The 15,282-nt window shown below is 73.6% G+C and carries 14 protein-coding genes; 8 read left to right on the top strand and 6 right to left on the bottom strand.

Translation table 11 applies throughout. The features are described from left to right. The first annotated feature begins 49 nt into the window (after window positions 1–49). The 5 genes from ELQ40_RS02655 to ELQ40_RS02635 all read left to right on the top strand — a co-directional run bounded on the left by ELQ40_RS02655 (window position 50) and on the right by ELQ40_RS02635 (window position 5,578). Window positions 50–1,000, top strand: a complete 951-nt coding sequence (locus tag ELQ40_RS02655; RefSeq protein ID WP_127792287.1) for an ABC transporter ATP-binding protein — start codon at window positions 50–52, stop codon at window positions 998–1,000. Further along, window positions 997–1,812 (top strand): ABC transporter permease, encoded by an 816-nt coding sequence (locus tag ELQ40_RS02650; RefSeq protein ID WP_127792286.1) that lies wholly within the window; start codon window positions 997–999, stop codon window positions 1,810–1,812. Before ELQ40_RS02655 ends, ELQ40_RS02650 begins: the two co-directional genes overlap by 4 nt. Before the next feature lie 108 nt (window positions 1,813–1,920). Beyond that, on the top strand, window positions 1,921–3,207 hold the full coding sequence (locus ELQ40_RS02645) for a sensor histidine kinase (RefSeq protein WP_127792285.1): 1,287 nt from the start codon (window positions 1,921–1,923) through the stop codon (window positions 3,205–3,207). After that, entirely contained in the window at window positions 3,204–3,839 is a 636-nt protein-coding gene (locus ELQ40_RS02640; RefSeq protein ID WP_127792284.1) for a response regulator transcription factor, read from the top strand. Before ELQ40_RS02645 ends, ELQ40_RS02640 begins: the two co-directional genes overlap by 4 nt. Before the next feature lie 62 nt (window positions 3,840–3,901). Beyond that, window positions 3,902–5,578, top strand: a complete 1,677-nt coding sequence (locus tag ELQ40_RS02635) for a bifunctional phosphatase PAP2/diacylglycerol kinase family protein (protein WP_127792283.1) — start codon at window positions 3,902–3,904, stop codon at window positions 5,576–5,578. 56 nt (window positions 5,579–5,634) lie between these two features. Here the strand turns inward: ELQ40_RS02635 and ELQ40_RS02630 are convergent, their stop codons facing one another. The 3 genes from ELQ40_RS02630 to ELQ40_RS02620 are packed head-to-tail and all read right to left on the bottom strand — an operon-like array spanning window position 5,635 to window position 7,732. Beyond that, window positions 5,635–6,834: a UDP-N-acetylmuramate dehydrogenase gene (locus ELQ40_RS02630; RefSeq protein ID WP_127792282.1), complete on the bottom strand. Its 1,200-nt coding sequence runs from the start codon at window positions 6,832–6,834 to the stop codon at window positions 5,635–5,637. After that, window positions 6,834–7,286 (bottom strand): MaoC family dehydratase, encoded by a 453-nt coding sequence (locus ELQ40_RS02625; RefSeq protein ID WP_127792281.1) that lies wholly within the window; start codon window positions 7,284–7,286, stop codon window positions 6,834–6,836. Before ELQ40_RS02625 ends, ELQ40_RS02630 begins: the two co-directional genes overlap by 1 nt. Further along, on the bottom strand, window positions 7,286–7,732 hold the full coding sequence (locus ELQ40_RS02620) for a MaoC family dehydratase N-terminal domain-containing protein (protein ID WP_127792280.1): 447 nt from the start codon (window positions 7,730–7,732) through the stop codon (window positions 7,286–7,288). Before ELQ40_RS02620 ends, ELQ40_RS02625 begins: the two co-directional genes overlap by 1 nt. 130 nt (window positions 7,733–7,862) lie before the next feature. On the opposite strand from ELQ40_RS02620, the gene ELQ40_RS02615 reads away from it, so the two are divergent. After that, on the top strand, window positions 7,863–10,388 hold the full coding sequence (locus ELQ40_RS02615) for a collagen binding domain-containing protein (RefSeq protein ID WP_127792279.1): 2,526 nt from the start codon (window positions 7,863–7,865) through the stop codon (window positions 10,386–10,388). Between the two features lie 61 nt (window positions 10,389–10,449). Here the strand turns inward: ELQ40_RS02615 and ELQ40_RS02610 are convergent, their stop codons facing one another. Next, window positions 10,450–10,863, bottom strand: coding sequence for a nuclear transport factor 2 family protein (locus tag ELQ40_RS02610; protein ID WP_164863453.1), 414 nt, complete (start codon window positions 10,861–10,863; stop codon window positions 10,450–10,452). 164 nt (window positions 10,864–11,027) lie between these two features. On the opposite strand from ELQ40_RS02610, the gene ELQ40_RS02605 reads away from it, so the two are divergent. After that, the gene (locus tag ELQ40_RS02605; RefSeq protein ID WP_127792277.1) at window positions 11,028–11,633 is read left to right on the top strand and encodes a hypothetical protein; all 606 of its coding nucleotides are present in this window, start codon (window positions 11,028–11,030) and stop codon (window positions 11,631–11,633) included. A gap of 39 nt (window positions 11,634–11,672) precedes the next feature. On the opposite strand, the gene ELQ40_RS02600 is transcribed toward ELQ40_RS02605, so the two are convergent. Together ELQ40_RS02600 and ELQ40_RS02595 are read right to left on the bottom strand one after the other, a co-directional pair. Next, complete coding sequence (locus ELQ40_RS02600; protein WP_127792276.1) at window positions 11,673–12,347, bottom strand: response regulator transcription factor; 675 nt, start codon at window positions 12,345–12,347, stop codon at window positions 11,673–11,675. After that, entirely contained in the window at window positions 12,340–13,506 is a 1,167-nt protein-coding gene (locus ELQ40_RS02595; RefSeq protein ID WP_127792275.1) for an ATP-binding protein, read from the bottom strand. The genes ELQ40_RS02600 and ELQ40_RS02595 overlap by 8 nt, the downstream gene beginning before the upstream one ends. A 77-nt stretch (window positions 13,507–13,583) precedes the next feature. Here ELQ40_RS02595 and ELQ40_RS02590 point away from each other — a divergent pair, with 77 nt between their 5' ends. Next, complete coding sequence (locus ELQ40_RS02590) at window positions 13,584–15,281, top strand: PspC domain-containing protein (protein ID WP_127792274.1); 1,698 nt, start codon at window positions 13,584–13,586, stop codon at window positions 15,279–15,281. The last annotated feature ends 1 nt before the right edge of the window (window position 15,282 follow it).

The following is a 15,282-nucleotide window of genomic DNA, read 5'->3' as shown; positions in this document are numbered from 1 at the left end:
ACCCGGTCGACGGCTACCGGCGAGGCGTCGGAAGCGCGAGAGTCGAGGCATGGACAGCACAACCGCAGACCCCGCGATCCGCATCCGCGGCCTCCGAAAGACCTACGGCTCGAAGCACGCCGTCGACGGCATCGACCTCGACATCGAACGCGGCGAGACCTTCGCGCTGCTCGGCCCGAACGGCGCCGGCAAGTCGACCACCGTCGAGATCCTCGAGGGATACCGGTCGCGGTCGGGCGGCGAGGCATCCGTGCTCGGCATCGACCCCGCGAAGGGCGGGCTCGAATGGAAGGCACGGCTCGGCATCGTGCTCCAGTCGACGGGCGAGTCGGGCCAGTTCACCGTGCGCGAGCAGCTGCGCCACTTCGCCGGGTTCTATCCGCACCCGCGCGACGTGGACGAGGTGATCGCCTCGGTCGGCCTCGAGCAGCAGGCAGGCACCCGTATCTCGAAGCTCTCGGGCGGCCAGCGCCGCCGGGTCGACGTCGCGCTCGGCATCGTCGGGCGACCCGAGCTGCTGTTCCTCGACGAGCCGACGACGGGGTTCGACCCCGAGGCCCGCCGGGAGTTCTGGGGCCTCGTGCGCGGACTCAAGACCGAGGGCACGACGATCGTGCTGACCACCCACTACCTCGACGAGGCCGCGCAGCTCGGCGACCGCGCTGGCGTCATCATCGGCGGGAAGCTCGTCGACGTCGGCCCAATCGACCGCATCGGCGGGCAGGCCGCCCGGGTGCCGATCGTCAGGTGGCGCGGCGCCGACGGACTGCTGCGCGAGCAGCGCACCGAGGAGCCGGCACGGCTCGTGGCATCCCTCGTCACCGACGGCGGCGGGACGGAACCCGCCGACCTCGAGGTGATCCGCCCGAGCCTCGAGGACATCTACCTCGACCTGGTGCGCGCCGCCGATGCCGTCGACGACGACGCCGACCCGGCCGCCACCGCCACCGCCGCCACTGCTGCCACCACCGCATCCGACACCCAGGAGGCCCGCGCATGAGCACCTCGATCGCCGCCATCGGCACGTCCCGCATCGGCTACGAGACGAAGGGCTACTTCCGGTCGCCCGACGCCGTCTTCTTCACCTTCCTGTTCCCGGTGATCATGCTCGGCATCTTCACCGCGGCGTTCAGCTCGTCGGGCGAGATCGTGCCCGCCCCGGGCGCCGAGGGCGTGAGCGTCGGCGCGTACTACCTGCCGGGCATGCTCGCCGCCGGGATCCTGCTGTCGGGCGTGCAGAACCTCGCCGTCGACATCGCGACCGAGAAGGGCGACGGCACGCTCAAGCGCCTCGGCGGCACGCCGCTCTCGCCCGTGTCGTACTTCCTCGGCAAGATCGGGCAGGTCTTCGTCACCGGCATCCTGCAGGCGGCGCTGCTGCTCGCGGTCGCGGCGATCGTGTTCGGCATCGCCCTGCCGACCGACGCCGCGTCGTGGCTGACGTTCGCGTGGGTCTTCGTCCTCGGCATCACCGCATCGGCGCTGCTGGGCATCGCACTCTCGGCGCTGCCGCGAAGCGGCAAGTCGGCGACGGCGGTCGTCATCCCGATCGTGCTCATCCTCCAGTTCATCTCGGGGGTCTACCTGCAGTTCAACGCGCTGCCGGAGTGGATGCAGAACATCGCGAGCCTGTTCCCGCTCAAGTGGATGGCGCAGGGCATGCGCGCCGCGTTCCTGCCGGAGGACTTCGCGGCGCTCGAGCAGCACGGCACGTGGGACCTCGGCTGGGTCGCGGTCTGGCTCGCCGCCTGGCTCGTCGTGGGCCTGGTGATCAGCCGGCTCACCTTCCGTTGGATCCGACGGGACGCGTGAGCGGATGCCCCGGCACCTCGTCTGCCACGGCCGGACACCCCTCCGCCCCGGTCCCCGCCGGGGCGGTACGGCCGTCGAGGCGCTCCACCCGCGTGAGAGCATGACGACATGGTGAACCGGCGCTGGTGGGACGTGGTCGCCTTCGGGGTCGCGGCGGTCACGGTGCTCATCGGCGTGTTCCAGCCGCCGTACGCCCGGGCCGAGATCGGCTCGTGGGTGGTCGCCGGCGTGTTCCTCATCGTCTACGTCGCCTACCTCCGGGCCCGTGTCGGGCGGGAGGACGCGCGTCATCACGTGGCGATCACCGCGGTGCTGTCGGCGATCCTCGCCACCGGCATCGCCTTCGACGCGCAGTTCGCGAACATGCTGGCGTTCGCCTACCCGTTCGTCTGGATCACCGCCGCGAGCACCCGACAGGCGATCTGGGGCAACATCGCGATCGCCGGAGCGGTGCTCGTCGGCACGATGGTGTTCTTCGGCTGGAGCGACGTGAGCGCCGCCCTCGGCATCGCGATCCTCTCGCTCGGATTCAGCCTCGCCCTCGGCCTGTGGATGACGCACATCGCCGGCATCGCCGAGGAGAACGCGCGCCTCCTCGCCGAATTGCGCGCCGCGCAGGGCGAACTCGCCGCCATGCATCGCGACGCCGGAGCGGTCGAGGAGCGCGGCCGGATGGCGCGCGAGATCCACGACACGATCGCGCAGAGCCTGACCGGCCTGGTGATGGTCGCGCAGCGGGCCGGCAACCGTCTGGCCCCGTCCGCGCTCGTGCGCGGCGCGCCCGCCGGACCAGCCCACGACGATGACCGCGTGACGGGACGCGATCTCGAGGCCGCCCGCGCCGACGTCGCATTGATCGAGGAGATGGCCCGCGACGCGCTCACCGAGGCGCGCGGACTCGTCGCGGCGGTCTCGCCCGTCGCGGTGGAGACGACCCTCGCCGACGCGCTGCATCGCCTGGCCGCGGCCTTCGAGCGCGAGACCGGTGTCCGGGTGACCGTGCACGCGGATGCCCCGGGCCTCGGCCGCGAACTGGAGGTCGTGCTCCTGCGCACCGCGCAGGAGGGACTCGCCAACGTCCGCAAGCATGCGAACGCCGGGAACGCGTGGATCGACGTCGGGCGTCCGCGGACCGGGCACGTGCGTCTCGTCGTGCGCGACGACGGGGTCGGTCCGGGCGACGGCGGTCCTGGGCAGTCGGGCGGCTTCGGCCTGGCCGGAATCCGCGACCGCGTGTCCCTGGTCGGCGGTCACGTCGCGTTCGGCGCCGACCCCGACGGGGGCGCGCTCCTCGAGATCGAGGTGCCGGCGCCCGACGTCGAGGCGCCGCCGCCCGAGGCATCCGCCACCGAAGCACCGCACCCGCCCACGAAGCCCGACGGAGCCGCCCGATGACCACCCCCCGACCGATCCGGGTCGTCGTCGCCGACGACCACCCCATCGTCCGCTCGGGCATCGTCGGGCTGCTCGAATCCGCCGACGGCATCGAGGTCGTCGGGCAGGCCGCCGACGGCGGCCAGGCCGTCGCGCTCGCGGCATCCGAACGCCCCGACCTCGTGCTCATGGACCTGCGGATGCCCGTACTCGGCGGTGCCGCCGCGACCGAGCGGATCGTCGCGGCCGGCGGCACGCGCGTGCTCGTGCTCACCACATACGACACCGACGACGACCTGCTGCCGGCGATCGAGGCGGGCGCCAGCGGCTACCTGCTGAAGGCGGCCCCGCAGGAGGAGATCCTCGCGGGCGTCCGCGCCGTCGCCGCCGGCGAGACCGTGCTCGCGCCGTCGATCGCGGCGAAGCTCGTCCGGCGCGTGCGCGCCGAGGCATCCGTGCCGGTGGCGCTGTCACCGCGCGAGCTGGAGGTGCTGCGGCACGTCGCCGCGGGTCGTTCGAATCCCGAGATCGCGCGGGCCCTGCACCTCGGGGAGGCCACCGTGAAGACGCACCTCGGCCACGTGTTCGAGAAGCTCGAGGTCGGCGATCGCACGCGCGCCGTCACGCGCGCGATGGAGCTCGGGCTGCTTTAGCGGCTCCTCGGCCGGTCGGTCAACCACTGCCCACCCGCGCGACCGATTCATACGCTGGTGCCGTGGCTTCCGGGATCACCGTCGCCGTCCGGCGCAGCAGGCTGCTCCCTGCCTGGGTGCGGCGGGTCGACCATCGGGCTGCCCGCAGGCGGAACGCGCGACGGTCGCACCCGGTGCTCGACCGCGGCTGGACGACGCTCTCGTCGTTCGCCGACCGCGGCGTGCTGTGGTGGACGCTCGCCGGCGTCCTCGCCGTCACCGGGCGCCCGCGCGCCGCCACCCGGGGCATCCTCTCGCTGCTCGCCGCCAGCGCGACCGCGAACCTCGTGGCGAAACGGCTGTTCGGCGGCGACCGGCCACTGCTCGAGGAGGTGCCGGTCGGGCGCCGGCTCACGCGGCATCCGTCGACGAAGGCGTTCCCGTCGGGTCACTCGGCGAGCGCGGTCGCCTTCGCGACCGGGGTCGCCGTCGAGGATCCGCGGCTGGGCGCCGCGATCGTGCCGCTCGCACTCGGCGTCGGCTACTCGCGGCTGCACGTCGGCGCACACTGGCTGTCGGACGTCGTCGGTGGCCTCGCGCTCGGCGCGGCGATCGGCGGCCTCGGTGCGCTCGTCGTCCGGCCGCGAACCGGCCGACGCGGCGACGGGCGCGGCGACGGTGACGACGACGGGCACGGTCGTGATCACGGCCGGCAGGGCTCGGCGGCCCGCGGCCGGCCGATCGACGTCCGTGCGGCGCGGCCCGACGAGCCGACCGGCGACGACCGCCCGCTGCCCGCGGCGCCCGAGGGCGACGGCGTGTTCGTCGTCGTCAACCCGTCGTCGGGCACGAGCGTCGTCCGTGCCGATCCGCTCGAGGTGCTTCGCCGCCGGCTGCCGAACGCCGAGTTCCACGTGCTCGACGACGAGGATCCGGCCGACGTCGTGCGAGCGGCGCTCGATCGCGCGGACCCGCCCCGCATCGTCGGCGTCTGCGGCGGCGACGGCACGGTCGCCACGGTCGCCGACGTCGCCCGGCACGCCGGCGTGCCGCTCCTGGTCGTTCCGGGCGGCACGTTCAACCATTTCGCCCGAACCGCGGGCGCATCGACGGTCGACCTCGCGATCGACGCCGTGCAGCGCGGCGAGGGCGTGCGCGTCGACGTCGCCGAGCTCCGATTCGGCGACCAGCCGCCGCTGACGGTGATGAACACGGCATCCGTCGGCGTCTACCCCGACTTCGTCGCCGCGCGCGAACGCCTGCAGGGCAGGTACGGCAAGTGGCTCGCGGCCGTGCTCGCGGCGGCGCAGGTGCTGCGTCGTTCCGATCCGGTGCGCATCGACCTGGACGGTCGCGCGATCGACGTGTGGACGCTGTTCGTCGGCGTCGGGCCGAACGACCCGGGTGTGCCGGCGCCGCTCCAGCGTCGCCGGCTCGACGGGGGCGTGCTCGACGTCAGGATCCTGCGCGCGGGATCACGCACGCGCGCAGCGGCCTCGCTGGCATTCGGCCGTCGCACGAGTGCGGTGCTCCGGGCGCTGCGGGTGCTCCCCGACCGCGTGGAATCCGTCACGGCCGAGCGGCTCGACGTCACGGTGCATCCGCGGCAGGGCCAACCGCCCGGCTTCGCCCACGACGGCGAGGTCTCGTTCGACCGACCGGCCGCGGCCGACGCGGCATCGCCCGGACCGGGGTACACCTCGACCATCCGCGTGGTTCCGACAGCGCTCGACGTCTACCGGCCGGCCACCCGGCGCTGACCGCGCGAGGCGCTCCCGCGCCGCAGTCGGACCGCGATGCCCGCCCCGCGCGACGGCTACAGCTCGAGCCCGATGAGCACCGGCTCCGGGTGCAGCACGATGCCGAACTCCGCCTGGACACGACCCTGCACGAACCGGGCGAGCTGCGCGACCTCCTCGGCGCTCGCCCCGCCGCGGTTGGTGAGCGCGAGCGTGTGCTTCGACGAGATCGCCGCCCGCGAACCCGGGATCGCGAAGCCGCGGCGCACACCCGCGTGCTCGATCAGCCAGGCGGCCGACAGCTTCACGAGCGCCTCGCCGGGCTCGGCGGCCGACGCCGGTGCGGATGCCTCGAGCGACGCCTGGTGCGCGAGGAACGCGTCGAGCGGGGACTGCTCATCGAGTCCCGACAGCGGCACGACCTCGGGCGGGGTGTCCGGCTCGAGGTACCAGCGCGGGGCGTCGGCGGGCATCGCACGTGCGACGTGCTCCGACACGATCGGGTTCGTGAAGAACGAGCCGGCACTCACCGAGTCGGCGTCGTCGGGGTCGAGCACCATGCCCTTCGAGCGGCGCAGGGCGAGCACGGCCTCGCGGACGCGGGCGATCGCGACGCGGTCGCCGACCTGCACGCCGAGCGCGTCGGCGAGCTGCCGGTACGCGACCGGGAGTCCGATCGCCTCGCCCAGCACCGCCCGCTCCCCCGAGGTGTCGTGGAGTTCGAGCTCGACCGAGATGACGATGCCCTCGAGCCCGCGCTTGAGGACCGACGTGCGGTAGCCGAGCTCGAGTTCGTCGCGGGTCATGCGGCGCGGCGACTCGGCGTACTCGTCGAGGAACTCGATCGCGACGAGCGTCGCCTCGAGCTCCTGGCCGTACGCACCGATGTTCTGCACCGGCGCCGCACCGACCGAGCCGGGGATCCCCGACAGCGCCTCGATGCCCGAGTACCCCTGCTCGACGGTCCAGGCCACGAGGTCGTCCCAGACCACGCCGGCCTGCACGCGGATACGCACGGTGTCCTCGCGGGCCGCGAGGCCCCGCTCGATCGGCAGCACCTCGATGCCGCTGGTCGCGACGCGGATCACGGTGCCGTCGAAGCCGTCGTCGCCGACGAGCAGGTTCGACCCGCCGCCGAGCACCATCCAGCGGTCGCCGTCGCGCCACGCGGCGGTGGCGAGGTCGACGAGGTCGCGCTGGGTCGTCGCGGTCGCGAGGCGGCCGATCGGCCCGCCCACGCGCAGCGTCGTCAGGTCGGAGAAGCGCGGTTCGCCCATCAGAGCCGCACGCGCACCTGGGCCTTGCCGAGCACCGTCTCGTCGCCGACCTTCACGGTCAGGTCGATGCGCGCGACGCGCTGCTCGGCGTCGAGCTGGCCGACCCTCGCGATCACGGTCACGACGTTGCCGAGCTCCGGGTCGACCACGACCGGCCGGGTGAACCTGACCTGGTAGTCGGCCACGCGGCCGGCGTCGCCGACCCAGTCGACGACGGGCTGCACGGCGAAGCCCATCGTGAGCATGCCGTGCGCGAGCACGCCGGGAAGGCCCACGGCCTTCGCCACGTCGTCGCGGTAGTGGATCGGGTTGAAGTCGCCGGATGCCCCCGCGTAGCGCACGAGCGAGTCGCGGCTGAGCGCGAAGACGCCGTCGGCCACGAGGTCGCCGACGGCGAGCACGTCGAAGTCGGGCAGGGCGGGCGCCGTGCCGGTCTCGGTGTCGTTCGTCATCAGTCGTCTCCTCGCACGACGAGGGTGGACGTCGCGGTGACGACGTGTGCGCCCGAGGCATCCGTGATCGAGGTCTCGGCGGTGACCATCGAGTGCCCGCCGAGCGTCTTGACGCTCGCGACGCGCAGCTGCGCGGTGAGCACGTCGCCGGCGACGATCGGCCGGGTCGACGTGAAGCGCTGGTCGCCGTGCACGACCCGCGAGAAGTCGATGCCCGAGTCGGGCTCGGCGAGGAGCTGCGCGAGCGTGCGCTCCTGGATCACGACCGCGAACGTGGGCGGCGCGACGACGTCGTCGTATCCGGCGGCCCGCGCCGCCTCGGGGTCGAGGTTCACGGGGTTGGTCGCGAACACCGCGCGCGCGAACTCGCGCACCTTCTCGCGGCCGACGGCGTACGGCTCGGTCGGCGGGAAGTCCCGCCCCTGCAGCTCGGGGTTCACTGGCACCCCGACAGACTACCGAACGGGGCGCTGCACGAGCTGGGCAGCTCGTCCGCGACGGGGAGTCCTCCCCATGGTGCGAACGCCCTCCGTTTCGTAGCGTGGGAGGGCTCGATCCCACCAACGGAAGGACGCCATGCGCTCCCCTGACCTCGCACCACCGACGCGGCGCCGCAGCCGCGGACTGCTCGGTGGACTCGCCGCCGTCGCGATGACGCTCGGCGTCGCCGGCTTCGCGGCCCCGGCGGCGCACGCCGCGGAGACCGCCGAGACCGGCTCGATCACCGGTGTCGTGACCGGCGAGGCCGGCGCACCGCTCGACGGCCTCTACGTGCAGCTGTTCCGCTGCGACCCCGACTTCGACCCGACGCAGCAGTACGACTGCTGGAGCCTGCTGTACGGCGAGGGCCAGGACGCGCACACCGCCGCCGACGGCTCGTTCGCGATCGAGGGCCTCGCGCCCGGCACCTACCGCGCCACGATCACCCCGCAGTGGACCAACACGCAGTACGTGCGCGAGTACTGGGACGGCGCAGAGACCCTCGCGACCGCCGCCGACATCACCGTCGAGGCGGGCGGTGCGGCATCACTCGCCTGGACGCTCGACGTCGGCGCGACCGTGTCGGGCACCGTCGTCGACGAGGGCGGCGCACCCGTCGCGGGCGGCTACGTGTACGCGTACCTCACGAGCGACCTGAACAGCTCGCGCGGCGGCGCCTCGGTCGCCGCCGACGGCAGCTACTCGATCACCGGGCTGCCGGACGGCGAGTACGTACTGAAGGCCGGCAAGGGCTGGGGCTCGACGAGCGAGGTGCTCGACGAGTACTGGCAGGACGCCTATTCGTCCGACGCCGCGACCCGCGTCGACCTCGTGGGCGGCCAGGCCTTCACCGCCGGGTTCGAGCTGAACGCGGGAGGGGCGATCACCGGCACCGTCGTCGACGGCTCCGGCACACCGGTCGAGGGTGTCGACGTCACCGCCGAGTTCTCGGTCCAGCCGACCGACCGCTGGGTCTCGCCCGTCACCGCGACCACCGCGGCCGACGGCACGTACCGCCTCGGCGGGCTCGAGCAGGGCGACTACACCGTCGGCTTCAGCGACTTCGACGGTACCCTCGGCCAGCAGTACTGGCAGGGCGCCGTCGACCAGGCCTCGGCCACGGCAGTCGCGGTCGCACCCGGTGCGGTCGTCGACGGCATCGACGCGGCGCTCACCGCGGGGGGCTCGCTCTCGGGTGCCCTGACGCAGCTCGCCGACGGGCAGAGTGCGCCCGCCGCGAACGCGTACTTCGACGTGCTCCGCAAGGACTCCACCGGCGCCTGGGAGTCGGTGACGTCCGCCGGCGCCGCCGCCGACGGCACCTACGAGGTCACCGGCCTCGCACCGGGCGAGTACACCGTGCAATCGTTCGGCTCGTCGAGCGCGAGCTGGGCGTGGACCTACCACGGCGGGGGCTTCTACCCGGAGGACGCGGTGACGGTCGACGTCGTCGCCTCGGCCGAGACCGACGGCGTCGATGTCGAGACGCCGCCCGGGGTCACACTCAAGGGCACGATCATCGACGAGCACGGCGGCCCGGCCGTCGGCGCCCGCCTGTCGATCCTGTACGAGCGCGAGCCCGGCCTCTGGGTCGCGCCGCCGCCCCACGGCGGAGCGGGCGACGAGATCTCGTGGCAGTCGGGCGGACTGCCCCCCGGGAACTACGTCGTGAAGGCCGAGGACGACGGTACGTCCGCCGAGCCCTACGCGACCCAGTTCTGGCAGAACGCGGCGACGCAGGCCGACGCGACCGTCCTCGAGGCGCCGAACGGCGGCCGGTTCGAGGACATCGACTTCGTCATGACCCGCGCGGCCGAGCCCGAGCCCGCTCCCGTGCCCACGGTGTCGGGCGTCGCCCAGGTCGGACAGGCCCTCACCGCCGACGCCGGCGACTGGGGCGCGGGTGCCGAGGTGGCCTACCGCTGGCTCGCCGACGGCGTCGCCGTCGAGGGCGCCACGGCTGCCGAGTACACGCCCGCCGACGCCCAGGCGGGCGCCGCGATCAGCGTCGAGGTCACGGGCACCCGACCGGGAGCCGAGCCGCTCGTCGCGACGTCGACGGCGACCGCCGCACTGCTGCCCCGCTTCGCCGACATCACCGGCACGAGCGGGCACGCGGTGAACATCAAGTGGGCCGGTGTCAACGGCGTCATCGACGGCGTGCGCGGCGCCGACGGCGTCGTCCGCTTCAACCCGACGGGCGCGGCGACGCGGGCGACGATCGCCGAGGCGCTGTACCGCCTCGCCGGTTCGCCCGAGTTCACGCTGCCCGCGAAGCCGACGTACAAGGACGTCCCCGCGACGCACCCGTCGTACCGGGCGATCGAGTGGTTCAAGCGCGAGGGGCTGACCTCGACGACGGGCACGTTCGGACCGGCGACGACGCTCAAGCGCCAGGAGGTCGCGGCGTTCCTGTACCGCGCCGCCGACGCCACGTTCACGGCCCCCGCGAAGGCGACCTACACCGACGTGCCGAAGGGGGCGACCTTCTTCCGCGAGATCGAGTGGATGAAGGCCGAGCGCATCACGACCGTCACCGGGAAGTTCGGCCCGACCACGGTCGTCTCCCGCGAACACCTCGCGACGTTCCTCTACCGATGGGACGCGGCGACGGCCGAGTGAGACCGGCCGCGCCGGCGGCCCGAGACCGAGATGAGCGGATGCCCCGTGGCGGGGCATCCGCTCATCGCGTTCCGGATGCGGCCTCGGTCACGTGGCTGTGCACGCACGTCCACCCGCGCTCGCGGCGCACCCAGACGTCGGTGGTCCACTCGTCGGCGTCGAACCGCTGCCCATCGAAGAACGCCGTGTTGACCACCCGGCCGGTCACGACGGCGACGTCGCCGTACGTCCGCACCTCGAGGTCGCCGACCGGCTGCATCATCGAGTGCGAGAGCACGCCGGTTCGCACCAGGTCGACGAAGCGGTCACGATCGATCGGGCCGTCGGCGCCCACGAGTCGCCACTCCCCGGCCAGCAGCGCATCGAGGCGGTCGGCGTCGTTCGCGGAGAGCGCGTCGTTCAGCGCGGTCGCCGCTGCGAGCACGGCGGCCGGCGCCGCGGTCGTGCGGTCGGATCCGTCGAGGTCCTGGGGCACGGCCCCACGATGCCCACCCGCAGCGGCCGCCGCAACCGCCTGCCGTCGCTCACCGATCGCATTGCTTGACCGCGCGGGCCGGGTGGGGGCAACCTTCACGTAGTGCCGCGTTCGAACGGGCCGGCCGTCGCAGTCTCCCACCCACCGGCGAACCGGAGGTCGGTATGGATGTCACGGGCATCCTCCCCGTCATCGCCTCGGTCGTCGTCGCAGCGGCGTTGAGCTGGGTGCTCCCGCAAGTCAGGTGGGCACGCTGGCTCAAGCGCGACCTCGACATCTACAGTGCACTGCCTGACGGCCCCGAGAAGGAGCGGTGGCAGCACGAGGTCGAATGGCAGGCGATCCGTCTTCGATCCCACCGTGAGGAGATGTCGTCGTTCGACTCCGTCGTGGGCGTGGCGTTCATGTACGGCGCGATCGTGATCACGTGGGGATTCGGCGGGCTCGTGCTCACCGAGGTACGGCAATGGGCGGCGAATACGGCGGCTTCGGGCGATGCCGCCACCGAGGATGCCCCGCTGCCGGTGTTCGCCCACTGGGAGGTCAGTCCCGCCGACATGGTCGGCATAGGCGTCGGCTTCGCCGTCGCCTTCGTGTTCGTCGCCGCCAGCATCGATTTCCTCCGCGGCGCGCGATTCGGCAGCTCGTTCCGCGTGGTGGGGCGGGCGCTCACCCCATGGCGGCGAAGGGCCGCACGATCGCCCCGATCACGGCACAAGAACTGGCACACGTGGGGCAAGGGGCGCATGCCGGACGACCCGTTCATCTGAATCCGAGCGACCTGCGCGTCGCCTGATCGGCGCGAGGGGTTACAGCAGCTTGCGCGCGCTCGCCCACGCGGTCAGCTCGTGTCGGCTCGACAGCTGGAGCTTGCGCAGCACGCTCGACACGTGGGTCTCGACGGTCTTGGTCGAGATGAAGAGGGTCGCCGCGACTTCCTTGTAGGCGTACCCGCGGGCGATGAGTCGCATGACCTCCTGCTCGCGGGCCGACAGCCGGTCGAGTTCGTCGTCGGCGGCCGCGGTCTCGCCGACGGCCGCGCCGAACGCGTCGAGCACGAAGCCCGCGAGCCGGGGCGAGAACACCGCGTCGCCGCCCGCGACGGCGTGCACGGCCCGGCTCACCTCGGCGCCGGAGGCGCCCTTCGTGATGTAGCCGCGGGCACCGGCGCGGATGACGCCGACGACGTCCTCGGCCTGGTCGGAGACGCTGAGCGCGAGGAACCTCGTCGCGGGCACCTGCGGCGCAGCCCGGCGCAGCACCTCGGCGCCGCCGGTCGAGCCGGTGTCGGACCCGCCGGGCAGGTGCACGTCGAGCAGGACCACGTCGGGTCGCTCGCGCAGGACGACCTCGATCGCCGACGGCACATCGGATGCCTCGCCGACGACGTCGATCGTCGTGTCGAGGTCGGCGCGCAGCCCCGACCGGAAGATCGAGTGGTCGTCGACGACGACGACGCGAAGGGGCGGGATGGGCTCAGCCACGGGCGACCTCCGTCTCGAATCGCAGGTGCACCTCGGTGCCCTCGCCGCCGGCGCCCGACCGCACCGTCGCGCTGCCGCCGGCGCGTCGCATCCGGCCGATGATCGACTCGCGCACCCCGAGTCGGTCGGTGGGCACCGCCGCGGGGTCGAACCCGGGGCCGCGGTCGCGCACGTACACGTCGACCGCGCGGTCGGATCCCTCGAGGTACACCGACACCTCTCCACCGGCGTGCCGCGCCGCGTTCAGCATCGCCTCGCGTGCCGCCGCGGCCAGCTCGCCGCTCGCGCGCTCCTCGGAGATGCCGACCGCGACGACCTCGATCCGTACCGGGTAGTCGAGCTCGAGCGCCGCGGCGTAGTCGCGCAGGTCGGTCGCGAGATCGCTGTCGGCCGGGGCATCCCCCTCGTACAGCCAGCTGCGGAGCTCCCGCTCCTGCGCCCTCGCGAGCCGCCCGGCCTCGCTCGACGCGCCCGCGCGATTCTGGATCAGCGCGAGCGTCTGCAGCACCGAGTCGTGCAGGTGCGCCGCCATCTCGCTGCGCTGCTCGTCGCGGATGCGGCGCACCCGCTCGTCGGTGAGGTTGCGCCACACCGTGATGAGCGACGGCGCGTAGACGAGGCCGACGCCGATCACGCAGAGCACCGCGAGCAGCGTGCCCTCCAGGCTGGAGCCCGCGGCGAGGGTCGCAGCGAGTCCCAGCAGGATGAGTCCGGCGGATGCCACCGCGCGCACGGTCTGCTCGTGACGCGGTCCGCGATCGGGATCGGCACGGTCGACGAGGGTCGCCCACGCACCGGCCGCGACCGCGGCGGGGATCGCGGCGAGCACGATCGGCGACCAGCCGCGGCCGAGCACCACCACCTCGAACGCGCCGAGCGCGAGCGCCCCGACCTCGGCTCCGACGAGGATCCACGCGACGGGCGCCCGGCGTACGACGCGGTCGCCGGGGTCATCCGCCGCTGGTTCGTCCCACGGCGCGAACGCCCAGAGCCACGCGTACAGCAGGAGCCCGGCGCCGCCCAGCAGGGCCGCGCCGACGAACGCGGCGCGCACCGCCGGCACCGGCCACCCGAGGTGGTCGGCCAGGCCCGACGCGACGCCGGCGATCCAGCAGTCGCGCCGACGGGTGAGCCGCGGCGCCGTCGAGGCGGTGGACATGCCTCGATCCAACCACCCGGATGCCTCCCCCGGCGGGTCGCGACGGACGAATCAGGGTCGGATCAGGGTGATACCCCATGGCGGGTGGCCGCCGCGGCGCGCCAGCATCGAGGTATGACCACGAACTCCGCGCCGCCCACCAGCGAGCAGCAGCCGGGCGACGAGACGCCCGCACCTGCGCCGCCGCCACCGCCCGGGGCCTCCGCGCCCGGGGCACCCGCGCCAGGGGCACCCGCGCCCGGGCAGCCGGCTCGGGCACCGGCTTCTTCGACTGGCTCCGCTCGCTGAAGCTGCCCCGCACGCCCGGGTGGATCGGCGGCGTCGCCGCCGGCATCGCCGCGCGCCTGGGCATCGACCCGATGATCGTGCGCGGCGTGCTCGTGGTGTTCGCGCTGTTCGGCGCACCCGTGTTCCTCGCGTACGGCATCGCGTGGCTGCTGCTGCCCGACGAGCACGGCCGCATCCACCTCGAGCAGACGATCCGGGGCGTGTTCGACAACGCCCTCGTCGGCATCGGCATCTTCGTGCTCGTCGGACTCGTGCCGTGGGGCTGGGCACCGTGGGCGCCGTTCGCGTGGGACGGCCCGTGGTTCGACGTGTTCAACCCGCTCGGCCTCAACTGGTGGCCCGTCTTCTGGACGCTCGTCGGACTCGGCGCGATCGCCTGGTTCATCGTCTGGGTCGTGCGCCGGGCCCGCGCCGACGCAGCGGCGCAGGGCGGCGGCACGGCTTCGCCTTCCGACGGCAGCGGACCCTCGTCGCAGGCGGACGCGAACGCGACCGCGACCGCGACCGCGGCAACCGGAACCCGGACCGCGGCGGCGAGCGCAGGCGCCGCGGCAGCCGGGGTGTCGGCCGCGGACGGAACCGCCGCCGAGGCCCCGCCCGGGCCGCCGCAACCGCCCGCGGGCGGCTACGGCACGCCGGAGTACGATGCCTGGCGCGTCCAGTACGACGCGTGGAAGGCCGACCTGGACGCGTGGAAGCGGTCGCAGGCCGAGGCGAACCGCGCGGCCCGCGCACAGGTCGCCGCGGAGAGCCGCGCGGCCGCCGTCGCCCTCCAGGCGCAGGCCGAGGCCGCGCGCGCCGAGCGCCGGCGCACCCGCCCGCGGACGAGCTTCGCCTTCGTGGTGGCGACGTTCGGCGCCGCGATGCTCGCGGGCGCCATCGGCTCGTTCACGGCGTTGGCCTCCTCGACGAGCGTCGAGTGGGCGCTGCCCATCGGCCTGGCCGCGGCGGCGCTCGTGACCGCGCTGTCGATGGTGCTGGCCGGCGTGCTGCGCCGCCGAAGCGGATTCCTCGGATTCGCCACCGTGGTGCTGCTCGTCGCCACGCTCGGCACGGCGACCGGACCGCGCACCGAGTTCGCGTGGGCGAACGACGGCGGGGCGGTGCGCACCGCGACGGTCGTGCAGCCCGTCGGCGACCTGCGCCTCACGCTCGACGAGGCGGCCGCCGACCGCCCCGGCACGCCGCGGATGACGGTGCTGCAGGGCGCAGGTTCGATCACGGTCGCCGTGGCGGAGGGCACCCGCCTCTCGCTCGACGTCGAGTGCGGCTCGTGCTTCGTCGAACTCGCACGCGTCGTGGGGGGCGACGGTGGCGGCGAGTGGCAGTACTTCGACGGGATGCAGCTCACCGCCGGTCGCGACAGCGTGAGCACCTGGCACCGCGAGATCGGCCCGGGACTCGAAGCGGGCGTCGAGGACGCCCACCTGACCATCCGCGCGGGCGCGACCCGCATCACGATCGTCCAGAGCGACGAGGAGCTGTGAC

Source organism: Agromyces sp. LHK192 (genome assembly GCF_004006235.1).
Lineage (GTDB): Bacteria > Actinomycetota > Actinomycetes > Actinomycetales > Microbacteriaceae > Agromyces.
The sequence above is the reverse complement of the archived record's forward strand: the minus strand, read 5'-3'. Positions and strand labels throughout refer to the sequence as shown.

Coding starts and splice junctions, on each gene's coding strand:
- ELQ40_RS02595 (WP_127792275.1), bottom strand. CDS start 13,506: ATGTCCACCGCCTCGACGGCGCCGCGGCTCACCCGTCGGCGCGACTGC.
- ELQ40_RS02640 (WP_127792284.1), top strand. CDS start 3,204: ATGACCACCCCCCGACCGATCCGGGTCGTCGTCGCCGACGACCACCCC.
- ELQ40_RS02615 (WP_127792279.1), top strand. CDS start 7,863: ATGCGCTCCCCTGACCTCGCACCACCGACGCGGCGCCGCAGCCGCGGA.
- ELQ40_RS02645 (WP_127792285.1), top strand. CDS start 1,921: ATGGTGAACCGGCGCTGGTGGGACGTGGTCGCCTTCGGGGTCGCGGCG.
- ELQ40_RS02630 (WP_127792282.1), bottom strand. CDS start 6,834: ATGGGCGAACCGCGCTTCTCCGACCTGACGACGCTGCGCGTGGGCGGG.
- ELQ40_RS02590 (WP_127792274.1), top strand. CDS start 13,584: ATGGCGGGTGGCCGCCGCGGCGCGCCAGCATCGAGGTATGACCACGAA.
- ELQ40_RS02625 (WP_127792281.1), bottom strand. CDS start 7,286: ATGACGAACGACACCGAGACCGGCACGGCGCCCGCCCTGCCCGACTTC.
- ELQ40_RS02650 (WP_127792286.1), top strand. CDS start 997: ATGAGCACCTCGATCGCCGCCATCGGCACGTCCCGCATCGGCTACGAG.
- ELQ40_RS02655 (WP_127792287.1), top strand. CDS start 50: ATGGACAGCACAACCGCAGACCCCGCGATCCGCATCCGCGGCCTCCGA.
- ELQ40_RS02605 (WP_127792277.1), top strand. CDS start 11,028: ATGGATGTCACGGGCATCCTCCCCGTCATCGCCTCGGTCGTCGTCGCA.